9 protein-coding genes are annotated in these 11,739 nt (G+C 63.5%); 2 read left to right on the top strand and 7 right to left on the bottom strand.

What is annotated here, in order from left to right:
- Positions 1-6 precede the first annotated feature (6 nt).
- A complete protein-coding gene (locus BGP00_RS09040) occupies positions 7-495 on the bottom strand; it encodes a MarR family transcriptional regulator (RefSeq protein ID WP_292690513.1) in 489 nt (162 codons plus the stop codon).
- A 95-nt stretch (positions 496-590) separates the two neighbouring features.
- On the opposite strand from BGP00_RS09040, the gene BGP00_RS09045 reads away from it, so the two are divergent.
- Positions 591-1,766 carry an MFS transporter gene (locus BGP00_RS09045; protein ID WP_292690514.1) on the top strand — a complete coding sequence of 392 codons (1,176 nt, stop codon included), beginning with the start codon at positions 591-593 and terminating at the stop codon, positions 1,764-1,766.
- Between the two features lie 61 nt (positions 1,767-1,827).
- Here the strand turns inward: BGP00_RS09045 and BGP00_RS09050 are convergent, their stop codons facing one another.
- Positions 1,828-4,131 carry a TonB-dependent receptor gene (locus BGP00_RS09050; protein ID WP_292690515.1) on the bottom strand — a complete coding sequence of 768 codons (2,304 nt, stop codon included), beginning with the start codon at positions 4,129-4,131 and terminating at the stop codon, positions 1,828-1,830.
- 112 nt (positions 4,132-4,243) lie between these two features.
- Positions 4,244-5,179, bottom strand: coding sequence for a LysR family transcriptional regulator (locus BGP00_RS09055; RefSeq protein ID WP_292690516.1), 936 nt, complete (start codon positions 5,177-5,179; stop codon positions 4,244-4,246).
- Positions 5,180-5,260: 81 nt separating this feature from the next.
- On the opposite strand from BGP00_RS09055, the gene BGP00_RS09060 reads away from it, so the two are divergent.
- On the top strand, positions 5,261-6,316 hold the full coding sequence (locus BGP00_RS09060) for an aromatic ring-hydroxylating dioxygenase subunit alpha (protein WP_292690517.1): 1,056 nt from the start codon (positions 5,261-5,263) through the stop codon (positions 6,314-6,316).
- Between the two features lie 16 nt (positions 6,317-6,332).
- Here the strand turns inward: BGP00_RS09060 and BGP00_RS09065 are convergent, their stop codons facing one another.
- From BGP00_RS09065 to BGP00_RS09080, 4 genes are all read right to left on the bottom strand, one after another.
- Positions 6,333-7,442 (bottom strand): histidinol-phosphate transaminase, encoded by a 1,110-nt coding sequence (locus tag BGP00_RS09065; RefSeq protein WP_292690518.1) that lies wholly within the window; start codon positions 7,440-7,442, stop codon positions 6,333-6,335.
- Entirely contained in the window at positions 7,442-10,078 is a 2,637-nt protein-coding gene (locus tag BGP00_RS09070) for a TonB-dependent receptor (protein WP_292690519.1), read from the bottom strand. The genes BGP00_RS09065 and BGP00_RS09070 overlap by 1 nt, the downstream gene beginning before the upstream one ends.
- Positions 10,079-10,169: 91 nt before the next feature.
- Positions 10,170-11,045 (bottom strand): FecR domain-containing protein, encoded by an 876-nt coding sequence (locus tag BGP00_RS09075; RefSeq protein ID WP_292690520.1) that lies wholly within the window; start codon positions 11,043-11,045, stop codon positions 10,170-10,172.
- Positions 11,046-11,130: 85 nt separating this feature from the next.
- On the bottom strand, positions 11,131-11,706 hold the full coding sequence (locus tag BGP00_RS09080; protein WP_292925741.1) for an RNA polymerase sigma factor: 576 nt from the start codon (positions 11,704-11,706) through the stop codon (positions 11,131-11,133).
- Positions 11,707-11,739 lie beyond the last annotated feature (33 nt).

Consider the following 11,739-nt stretch of genomic DNA (forward strand, 5'->3'; position numbering starts at 1 on the left):
GCCGCTTCAACCCTGCTGCCCGGCCAGCAGCTTTGCCAGCAGGGCCGACAGCTGCTCTCTTTCCCGTGCATCCAAGGATGCCACTGCCGCCTGTTGATTGGCGACATGCGCGCTCACCGCCTGATCAATCAACGCCAGCCCCGCCGGGGTTAGCGCCACCAGCGTGCCGCGCTTGTCGGCCGGGTTGGGGCGGCGCGCGACAAGGCTCGCCTTTTCCAGTCGGTCGATCCGGTTGGTCATGCTGCCCGATGAGATCATCGCCGCCTCATACAGGTCGGTGGGGGTGAGCGCATAGGGTTCCCCGCTGCGCCGCAGGGTGGCCAGCACATCGAACTCGCCCGGTTGAAGGCCAAAATCGACAAAGGTGGGGTTGAGCCGGTCGCGGGCGATCACCAAGGCGGCCTCGCTCAGGCGGCCCAGCAGCACCATGGCTTGCGTATCTAGGTCGGGCCTTTCCCTGGCCCATTGGTCGGCGGCTTTCTGTGCTCTGTCCACGGCGATCACCTGTCTTGACGTAAAGATAAATATCTCTACATCGAGATATATCCAATCCAAGCGCGCCTCGCAAGGCCGACGCCAAGGAGACCATCATGAACCGTTCCCGTTACGGCTGGATGTTTCCGGCCGCGATCCTGCTTGTCGGGATCAATCTGCGCCCCTCCATCGCGGTGATCGGCCCGCTGCTCGACAGGCTGCAGCAAGATACCGGCCTGACGGACACTGGGGCCAGCCTGTTGACCACGCTGCCCGTGGCCCTGATGGGCGTGCTCCTGCTGGGTGCGGGGCGGATGCGGGATGTTTTGGGCGACCGTTGGGGGATTGCCTTGGGCCTGATCCTCATTCTGATCAGTGATGGTTTGCGCGGATTATGGCCGGGCGCGAGCGTTTTGCTGGCTACGGCCATTTCGGGCGGCATCGGCATTGCCATGGTGCAGGCGCTGATGCCCGCCGTCATCCGCCTGCAGGCCGGGAGGCGGACCGCCGGATTGATGGGCCTCTATTCGACGGCGATCATGGGCGGGGCGTTGATTTCGGGCATGGCGGGGCCGTGGCTGGCGCAGGCCTGGGGGTGGCCGATGGCGCTTGGCCTGTGGGGGGTGCCTGCTCTGGCGGGCTTGCTGATGTGGCGCGGGGCGGCAGGTTTGATTGTGGCGGTGCCGATGGCGACCAAGGGCCATTTCCCCCTGCATCGTTCGCGGCGAGCATGGTTGCTGTTGGCCTTTTTCGGACTGGGAACTGGGGCCTATACGCTGGTGCTGGCATGGTTGCCGCCGTTTTACACGCAACTGGGATGGTCGGCGCAAGGGGCGGGCGGATTGCTGGGCGCGGTCACCTTTGCCGAGGTGATCGCCGGTTTGGCCGTTTCCTTGTGGATCGACCGGACGCAGGATCGCCGCCCCGCGCTGCTGACTGCGATTGCCGCGCTGTTGCTGGGGATGCTCTGTCTGGCGCTGGCGCCGCTGGTGATGGCATGGCCGGGGGCGGTGCTGGCGGGGCTGGGGATCGGGGCGCTGTTTCCGCTCTCGCTCATCGTGGCGATGGATCATGGCGAAACCCCGGAGGAAGCGGGCGCCATTGCCGGTTTTGTGCAAGGCGGAGGTTATGTTCTGGCGGCCTTGCTGCCGTTGCTGGCCGGATTTCTGCGGCAGCATCTGGCCGACCTCGCTCCGGTCTGGTGGTTGATGGCGCTGCTCTGTCTGGTGATGGCGCGGATTGCCATCGTGTTGCGGCCCAATTTGCCGCTAAAAGTCGCTGTGGCGCGTTGACAGCGCCAATTCGCGGCAGGAGATGGCATTTCTCCTGCCGCGATTTCAGCCCGGCGTCGCCTTAGAAGTGATAGCCAAAGCGCACGCCATAGGTGCGCGGCGGGGCCAGCGTACCATAGGACACGTTGAGAATGGGGCGATTGCCCGCGCGGACCAGAACCGCACGATCCTCGATATTGTTGATGAAGCCGGTCAGTTCCCAACGCCGGTCCACGCCTTCCAGCGTCAGATAGGCATCGGACATGCGATAGGCACCCTGCTTCTCGTTCTCCTGAAAATTGACGTTCAGATAGAAGTCCGACTTGATCGCGGTGCGCGCGCCCGCCACCAGCTTCATCCCGTTCTTCAACGCGAATGTATGGGCATAATCCAGATTGAGCGTCCATTTGGGCGAATAGACGGTGGGCTTGCCCGAACAGTCGGTATCATAGAAACGTGCGGCATTGACGCCGGGGTTGGCCAGACGGCTGCTCGTCACGGTGCATCCGGTCGGCACAGGAGCACCCGTATTGGAGAATATCGCGGTTTTGAGGCTGTTGTAGCGACCGTTGAGATATTGCAACGTGGCGCCGAACTGATCGCTCTTGCTCGGAGCAAAGCGCAGCTCGATTTCCGTGCCGTAGATGCGCGATTTGCCCGCGTTCACCGTCACGCCGCCCTGGGTGTAAAGGCCGTTGGACGCAGGCACGCCGCCGACGAAGGAAATCTGCTGGTCCTTGTAGTCCCAGTAAAATGCTTCAAGATTGATCTGCAACCTATTGCTCAGGAAGCGGTTTTTGCTGCCCAGAGTATAGGCCGTCAGCATTTCCGGGGCAAAAGTGTTGTTGGGCGGGGCGGCCACAAAGAAGCCGCCTGCCTTGAAGCCGGTCGACACATTGGCATACAAGAGCGAGCGCGGCCCGGCGTCAAATTCGACGCCCGCCTTCCACGTTGCCTTGCTGAACGACAGGTTGCCGGTAAAGGGCGCGCCCAGCGGCGGATTGACCGCATTGGGCAGGCCGCCGGCGGCCAGCGAGGTGGTCTGGCTCTTGGTCTCATGCGTGTAGCGGCCACCGGCAACGAGGCGCAGGCGCGGCGAGACGAGATAGGTCAACTGTCCGAAACCGGCGATGCTCTGGGTGCGCAATTGCGGGTTGAACAGGGTGGTCGCAAGATTGCCCTGCGAGAAGTAATTGACCGCGCTTTGGTCCTCGGAGAAATAAAAGCCGCCAAGGACATAGCGCAGCGAGCCTTCATCCTTCGAGGCAAGGCGCGTCTCCAGCGACATCTGCTGTGACTTGTCGCTGACCTGAAGCATAAAGCCGGGGAGATAGGAGCGATAGTTCGACGAGCTGCTGCGATAGGCCGGAATGACGGTCAGCGTGGCAAAGCCCAGATCGCCTTCGGTCTGGGCGCTGATGCCCCAGAAGTCGCCGTTCATATAGCCGTCGCCGCGCGGTGTCATCACACAGCCGCTGGTGATCAGTTGCCCCATCCCGCCGCAGAAGGGCGGCGCCGCGACCGTGGCGGCATAGGATTGCAGCGCGGCCACCGAACGCGGATCAGACCCGCCGATGCGCGCCGACAGGGCCGGAGCCCCGGCCACCGAACTGGGCAGCAGCACATTGCCCGAGCCCTTGCCATGCTGATGATAATAATCGGCCACCAAAGTCATCGACCAGTTGGACGAAGGCTTGATCAGCAGCGAGGCGCGGCCTGCCTCGCCCTTGTCATCGTCATAGCCGTCGGAGAGATAGCCGTTGCGATCAACCACCTGCCCCGCAATGCGCAGCGCCATGATCGGACCAAGCGGCAGATTGATGGCCGCCGACGCCTTGCGGGCCTGATAATTGCCCACTTCCACATTCACATCGCCGCTCACTTCGCCCAGCTTGGGGCGGTTGGGCAGAACGTTGATCGCGCCGCCCGTGGCATTGCGGCCGTAAAGCGTGCCCTGGGGGCCCTTCACCACTTCGACGCGCTGAAGGTCATAATAGACGCCCGAAGGGGCGGTGGGGCGGGCAATGAACACGCCGTTGAAATTGAAGCCCACCGCGTTTTCGGCATAGGAATTGCCCGCCTGCGTGCCCACGCCGCGCACATAGATGCTGGTGGTGCCGCCCGAGGGCTGAACCGCAAGAGCCGGGGCCAGCCTTTGCAGGTTGGTTGTGTCGGAAATGCCTGCCCGGATCAGTTCGGTGCCTGACACCGCCGTAATGGCCACGGCCGCCTTCTGCACGCTTTCGGTGCGGCGCTGGGCGGTCACGACGATGTCCTGCAAACCGGCCTGCGCCGCGCCTTCCGGGGCGGACTGGGCATGGGCGGCCGAAATGCCCGCCAGACCGCATCCCAGCATAAGGCCCACGCGTAATGTGGCGAATCTCATGATTTCTCTCCCTCCAATTTCGCTGGCGATTGTGGCTCGCCTTTGATTCTTCATCTGGCATCTACAAATGTAGAATATGCCCGAGCTTGTCAAGCGCCGGAGGGTGGGGCGGCTAAAGGGAAGGGCCGGGGGCGGTGCCGCGAGCTGGGCTTCCGGCGATCAGGCCGGCTATGGTTTCTTCGAAAATCCCGGCCAAAGGGTTAAGCATGCGGCTGCGCAATTTCCTGATCCCGATCCGCCGCGCGGGAACGTCTGCCAAGCGCATCAGGCGAAAGGGCGGCGGGCGCCGAAACATCTGCGCGCTGGTCAACAGGCCGATCCGTCCGGCGTGGCGGATCAGATGTTCCTGCAAGGTGATGCTGTTGGTCTCTATGCGGTCATGGGGCCATGGGGCATCCGATGCGATGAAGAAGGCCTGGATCATCCGGTGAATGCTGCTGCCCTGTGCGGGAAGGATCCATGGCGCATCGGTCAGATCCCCGAGCGAGAGGGCTTGATCTTCCCCCACCGTAAAATCCTGCGGCACGCCCAGAAAGAAGCGGTCCTCCATCAAGACATGTTCGGCAAAGCGGGCGGGCGGCGGTTCAAGGCCGCCGACCGGGCCGACGATAAGATCGATCTCGCCGCGATCCAGCAGAGGGGTGAGGCGGTCATCGAGATCCTCGATCACGCGCAGGGACAGGGCCGCGCCGCCCGGCAGCGCCGCGATTGCCGCAGGCACAATGCTCTGCATCACGCTGGGCGTCACGCCTATCGCCAGCGGCCCCAGGGCGCCGGATGCATGACTGGCCAGTTCGGCGGCAATTTCATCGACGATCCGTCCGACATTGCTCGCCGCGCGCTGGACAATTCTGGCCGCACCGGTCGGCTCGGCCCCGCGCGCCGACCGTTCGAAAAGGCGGACACCCAACTGTCGCTCCAAAAGCGCCACCAGCTTGGACAGGGCGGGTTGGGTGATGCCGAGGCTCTGCGCGGCCTTGTTGAAAGATCCATGGTCGATGATGGCCTGAACGGCTTCAAGCTGCCGCACTTCTGCTCTTATAGCCATAAGGAATATCCCAAGTGCCAATCTCTATTAGACGGGCATAACCCAAGCGGGCAAAATCGCGCAAGATTGGGGAGAGAAACTATGCTCGAACAGCGCGTCCGCGAGGATCTTAAGGCAACCGGCAAGGAAGCAAAATTCCTTCGCAATATCTGGTATGTGGCGGGATATTCTCGTGAACTGGATGAGAACAACCGACTGACGCGGCGCTTGCTGGGGGAGGCGATTTTCATCTTTCGTACCGACGATGGCCGGTTATGCGCGCTTCGCAACCGTTGTCCGCATCGTTTCGCCCCGCTCAGCATGGGCAGGCTGGAAGGGGATGCGGTGCGCTGCGCCTATCATGGTCTGGCCTTCGACGGCAGCGGGTCATGCCGCCATAATTCGCATGGGCCCAAGGGCGCCCTTTCGGTGCGCGCCTATCCCATCGTCGAGCAGGACGGCCTGTTGTGGATATGGATGGGGACGCCCGATCAGGCGGACCGGGCCACCATCCCCGATTTCGGCAAGCTCGATCCGCAACAGTTCCATGTCCGCTCGGGCTATCTGCACGGACAGGCCCCTTACGAATTGATGAGCGACAATATCCTTGACCTCAGCCATATCGAATTTCTGCATCCCCTGCTGGGCACGCCGGAGGTCAGTCAGGCCAAGGTCGAGGTGCGGCAGGAGGAGGGGCAGGTTATCGTGCGGCGGCATATGCGCGGCGAGGTGCTGCCCGCCGGTCTGGCGCAGGTCTATCGCACGGGCGCGCGCGCCGTGGATCGCATGCTCGAAGTCGTCTGGCATCCGCCCGCCAGCATGGTCCTTACCGTGTCGGTGGCAACCAGCGACGGCGGTCCCGATTGGCAAAGCGGGTCGCAGACGCTGCACATCTTCACCCCCGAAACCTCGGGCACGACCCACTATTTCTACGTTGCCAGTCTGGCCCGCGACAAGGCCGGGGATGAGGCTGCGGATGGCTTTTTCGCCGCCCTTGAGCTTGTGTTTACCACTGAGGACAAGCCGATGATCGACGCGCAGGCCGCCGAAATCGGCGAGGAGGAATTCGAGGACCTGCGCCCCGCGTTGCTGCCGATCGACAAAGGGCCGGTGCTGGCCCGCTGCCGTCTGAAGCAAATGATCGAGGCCGAGTGCTGAAACCCGGCCTCCGGTCCTATGCGCCCAGCGCGGAAGGCAAGACCTTGCCGAAATAGGCCAGTTCGTCCGGCGTGGCGGTGCCCACGCGCATCCAGTTGCGATAGGCATCGCCCTCGAACAGGCGCACCTCGACGCTGAGCGCGGCCAGGCGGGCCTGGAGATCGGCGGCGGGCATGCCGCAATCGATATAGACAAAGGTGCCGTCCGATTTCAGATAGCGCAGCCCGTTGGCCTCGCAGATCCGATAGATCATCTCGCGGCATTGCTTCAGATAGGCAATCGCGCCCGACAGATAGGCTGCATCGCCAAGGCAGGCCTGCGCGGCCGCCAGCCCGGCCTGATTGCGCGAGGTGGTGATGCGCGCGTTGAGCTGGCGGATGCGCGCATTCCGGGCCAGCGTATAGGCGATGCGCAGGCCCGCCAGACCATAGACTTTGGAGAAGGTGCGCGTGACGATGACATCATGCCCCTCGCGCACCAGAGAGCCCATGGACTGACGATGCGGATCAGGCGCCAGTTCGAAATAGGCCTCATCCACCAGCACCGGCACCTTGCGCGCGGCCGCGATGCAAAAGGTCCGCAGTTGTTCGGGATCGGGACGCAGGCCGGTCGGGTTGTTCGGATTGCACAGATAGACCATCCGTGTCTGCGGGCCGATGGCGGCCAGCATGGCGTCAAGGTCGATGTGATGGTCGGGGCGCAGGTTGATCCAGTCGGTCTCGATCCCCTGCCGCGCGGCATAGGCCAGATGGGTGGAATAGGTGGGCCGGGGCGCCAGCACGCGCCCGCCCGCCGCAATCGCCACCGTCAGCAGCGTGAGCGCATCGAGCGACCCGCTCGAGAGCGTGACCTGATCCTGCGCCAGCCCTTCCTGCACGGCGATCTTTTGCCGCAGGGCCGCCTCGCTGTGCGGATAATAGGGCGCCTCGGCCACGGAGGCGATGATCGCCCGCCGCGCCGCCGGGCTGGGGCCGAAAGGGTTTTCGGTCACGCCAAGGCGCGCTTTCACATCGCCGCTGTGCTCAGGTTGAGACGGCGGCATGGACGAAGGGGCCGCGGCCAGCAGGCCGGGCGCCATCAGGCCCCCGGCTGCAACGGGCAAAACGGCGCGGCGGGTAATACGCATCAGAACTTCACATCCACACGAGCATAATAATTGCCGCCATTGGTGTCATAGGGCGTGTTGCGCGAATAGTTCAGGCCCCGGCTGTATTGGAATAAGGCCTTTTGCGGATAGGTGTCGAAGATGTTCTCTGCCCCTATGCGCAAGGTGACATTGCGATTCATCGCATAGGAAAGCGAGGCATCGAAGAAGGCGATCCCGCCAAAGCGCTGGAAAATGTCGCCGGTCGAATTTCCGCTGGAATCGGTATAGGCCCCGTAATAGCGCCCCCGGCCCAGCAGCGAGACCTTGCCCAGCGTATATGTGATGCTGCCCGTGGCATTATGCTGGGGCAGGCCCTGCTCGAACAGCGTCTTTTGCGTGGTGTTGCCCGCCAGAACGCCTGACGTTACCTTGGTCTGGGTATAGCTGTAGGCGACGGTGGCATCGAGGCGGCCGGGGCCGACCTGATGATTATAGGACACCACGATGTCGATGCCCCGCGTCCGGGTGTTATAGTCATTGGTGTAGAAGGAAATCGTGCTGTAATCGGTCGCCTGTGGCAAGCCCATCGCCAGAAGCTGGGCCTTGAGCGCCGGGGTCAGCGTATAGGTGGGCGAGGTGCTGAAGCGCTTGTCGACGCGGATCTGATAAAGATCGACCGAACCCGACAGGCCCCATGGCGTCTTCCACACGCCGCCCGCCGTGATCGTGCGCGAGGTGGCCGGTTCCAGCGCCTTGCCGCCAAAGAACTGGGCGATGGGATTGGTGGGCGAGAGGCGGCCGGTGGTGTAAACCAGCAAAGTGTTGGTATCGAGACCCTGACTGGTGCTGGTCGAATTGAGCTGGGCGGGGGTGGGCGCCTTGAAGCCGGTGGAATAGGAGGCTCGCACTGCCAGCATCGGCGCGACTTCATAGCGCGTGGCAAATTTATAATTGAACGTATTGCCAAAGCTGGAGAAATGCTCGTCACGAATGGCGGCGGTCGCGCTCCATTTTCCCGTAATCGGCGCGGTCACGTCCAGATAGCCGGCATAGCTGGTCTGGCTCCACGCGCCCGCCTGCTGCGGGGTGAAACCGGGAAAGCCGCTGGCCCCGGCGGCAAGCCCAGCCGCCGCCCCCGGCCCCACCGCATAGGAAGCATATTCGCCGGGCCGGATCTTGTAGCTTTCCACCCGCCGCTCGGCGCCAAAGGCGATGTTGAGCGGGCGATCGAGGAAGGGCATGGCCAGACGATAGACGCCGTCGGCATTCAGGTTGAATTCCTGCTGCACATTGCGGCCCAGATAGAAATTGAGCGGGCTGTTGGGGCCAAGCGAGGCGTTGATCGAATTGTCGAGATAGAAATTCGTCGCGTTCGAGCCATAGGACCCGCTGATATCCCAGCTCAGATCGCGGCCCTTGCCGCCGCGCAGGCCCCCCACCATCTGGATATCGTCATAGCGCACCCGCTCGCTGGGGGTGAAACCGGCCGGATAGATCGTGTTGAGATTGAAGCCGGGATAGACCGTGGTGGTCTTGTAAAGGTTGCTGTTGGTGGCCGGATTGCGCCAGTTGATGTCGGACCAGCTCTTGCCTGTGCTGAACGTGCCAAAGGCATAGGCTTCGACATTGGCGCCGATGTTTTCGGCCGCATCCACCGCCATACGGAAAGAGCGCCCCTCCGGATTGCCCCAGCGCTGAACCAGCGAGGGCACCGCGATGGTGGGGTTGGCGGCGGCAAAGGCGATGGCGTCGTCCCGCTGGTGCGAGCGCGATGTGGCCTCGTTGCGGGCATATTCGCCCGTCACCACCAAATGGCCGCCATTGGGCAGCGGGAAACCGGCGCGCCCGCCCGCCTGCACCGAGGCTCCATCGCCCATGTAATATTGCGAGCCTTGAACAAAGGCGGAGAAGCCCGGCTTGGTGTCCAGCATGATGTTGATGACGCCCGCGATGGCGTCCGAGCCATATTGCGCCGATGCGCCATCGCGTAACACCTCGAGCCGCCCGATGCCAAAGGTGGGGATCTGGGCCAGATCGGGCGCCTGCGACCCGCTGTTGATGAAGGAGGAGCGGTGGAAGCGCTTGCCGTTGATCATCACCAGCGTCATGTCGGGCGAGAGGCCATCGAGCGAGGCCGGGCGCACGAATTGCGGCCCGTCCGAGGCGGGCAGGCGCTTGACCGTAAAGGCGGGCACAAGCTGCGCCAGCTTTTCATGCAGCGTGCTGCTGACGGTGGAATTGACAGTCTTGCCGCTGAATGTGTCGACCGGGGCCAGCGCGGTAAAGCGGGTCTGGCCGGTCTCGCGCGTGCCGGTCACGATGATATCTTCGGCGGGGATTGCCTGCGCCAGTGCGTCGCGCGGAGCCTCCTGCATCCCCAGAACAACCGTCTTGCCGTCATCATTCCTGACCGTCAGCGCGCTGCCCGCGAGCAATCGGGCCAGTGCGGCCTGGCGCGACATATGGCCCTTGATCGGCTCGGACCGCATCGTGGCGATGGCGCCGCGCGGAAAGAAGATCTGGACCCCGGCCTGCCGCCCGAATTCATTGAGCGCCTTGGCAAGCGGCTGGGCGGGAATGTCGAAATTCTGATCGGCGGCATAGGCCGGGGCGGCATGGATCGCGGGCGCAGCAAGAAGGGCCGCGAAAAGCGGCTTGCGGAAATCACGGGACATGGATGGAACCTCTTGGGGAAGGAACGTTTGTGTCGTTCTCGATCTTCAAGACGATTGGGCGCGCGCCCACCGCCAAGTCGCGGCAAAAAAATTATCGCGTCAGCAGATAGGCAGTGTCCGAGACCGAAACATGCACGCCCAACCCCATCGATACCGCGCGAAGAAAGGCCGCCGGATCGTTGGAGGTGAAACGCCCACCCACCGGAATGGCGGCCAGTTCGGGATCGACGATGATGATCTTGCGCGTCAGGAAACGGTTATATTCCTCAACCGCCAAACCCAGCGTGGCTTCATCAAACAGGATTTCGCCCTGCTGCCATGCGATGACCGCCTCGACCTGTGCGGTGCTCAGATGGCGCAGGGGCGGCTGATCGGGCGAGAGAAGCAAGCTCTGAAACGCCCCTATCGGCTGTCTGCCCGCCTGCGCCCGTCCGCGCAGCACCAGCAGGTCGAGCGTATCGCCGCGCAGCCGCGCATTGAAGCGGCCCGGCGAAAGCGCCACCTGCTGATCGCGGCCATGCAGGATCGCCCGCGCGCCGGGGCACAGATCAATGGCGACCTCGCCCCGTTCTACCCACAGCGTGCGCTCATGGTCGGAAAAGCGCCATGCAAGGCAGGAATCGGTGTTGAGCGCGGCGATACTGCCATCGGGCAGGCGCAACAGGCGATGGCCGCCGATGGGGGCCGAAGCGCTGCTCCACGCATAGGCCCGCGTCGCCAGCCCTCCGCCCGCCAGCGCCATGGCCAGCGCGCCGCCGCCCGCCGCCCGCAGGAATCCCCGGCGCGACGGCAAGGGGGGGGAGGCAAGATCATCTTGCCCCTCGAAGGCTTCATAGGCCGCCAGCGCCCGGTTGAAGGCAATCGCATGGGCCGGGTCGGCATTGCGCCAGGCTTCGAAATCGGCCTCATCCATTGTGTCGAGAGCGTACCGGGCGACCCATTGCGCAGCTGCGGCTTCCGGCGTCATCGGGCGGTGCTTTCGATCAGGATCATGGCAGTAAGACGAGCGGGCGGGGCAAAACCGCCAGATATTTCGCAGTGAATCGGAAAATTTATTCGACCATCGCGGTCTCGCCCGCCTCATCTGCCTCTGCGTAATCGGACCGCCGCCTTGGCTCCAGCGCGCGGGTGATCAATTCGATGGCCCGCGCCAGTCGCTTTTCCAGCGTCGAAAGGCTCAGGTTCAGCTCGGCCGCAATCTGGCGGGGCGGCTGCTCCTCGATCCGGCGGCGGACAAAGACCGTGCGGCACCGTTCGGGCAATTGGTCCAGCGCCTGCTGAAAATCCTCCAGCGCCTCGCGCCCTTCGGCGATCTGTTGCGGATCGGGCGCGTCATCGGCCAGCCCCAGATGATCGGCATCCACTATCTGGCGAAAATCGACGATTTTTGAACGCCGCATCCGCTCAATCGCCAGATTGCGCAGGGTCCGCATCATAAAGGCTTGCGGATGGGTGATCGCTGCCCAGCCCTCGGTGGCCAGCATCCGGGCAAACACATCCTGCACCATGTCGCGCGCATCTTCGGAATTGCCGCAAAGCCGCTGCGCCTTGAGCAGCAAGGCGCGTTCATGAGGCAGAACCTCATCAATGAACCAGCGGTCTATGGGGCGGATGACGGGCACGATCACTCTTGCTCAAGGGTGGAGGTGCCACCCGATAGT

Source organism: Novosphingobium sp. 63-713 (genome assembly GCF_001898925.1).
Taxonomy (GTDB): domain Bacteria; phylum Pseudomonadota; class Alphaproteobacteria; order Sphingomonadales; family Sphingomonadaceae; genus Novosphingobium.

What these genes read in the sequence shown, in the direction of transcription:
- BGP00_RS09045 (WP_292690514.1), top strand. Translation starts at nt 591, where the DNA reads ATGAACCGTTCCCGTTACGGCTGGATGTTTCCGGCCGCGATCCTGCTT.
- BGP00_RS09050 (WP_292690515.1), bottom strand. Translation starts at nt 4,131, where the DNA reads ATGAGATTCGCCACATTACGCGTGGGCCTTATGCTGGGATGCGGTCTG.
- BGP00_RS09055 (WP_292690516.1), bottom strand. Translation starts at nt 5,179, where the DNA reads ATGGCTATAAGAGCAGAAGTGCGGCAGCTTGAAGCCGTTCAGGCCATC.
- BGP00_RS09060 (WP_292690517.1), top strand. Translation starts at nt 5,261, where the DNA reads ATGCTCGAACAGCGCGTCCGCGAGGATCTTAAGGCAACCGGCAAGGAA.
- BGP00_RS09065 (WP_292690518.1), bottom strand. Translation starts at nt 7,442, where the DNA reads ATGCGTATTACCCGCCGCGCCGTTTTGCCCGTTGCAGCCGGGGGCCTG.
- BGP00_RS09070 (WP_292690519.1), bottom strand. Translation starts at nt 10,078, where the DNA reads ATGTCCCGTGATTTCCGCAAGCCGCTTTTCGCGGCCCTTCTTGCTGCG.
- BGP00_RS09075 (WP_292690520.1), bottom strand. Translation starts at nt 11,045, where the DNA reads ATGACGCCGGAAGCCGCAGCTGCGCAATGGGTCGCCCGGTACGCTCTC.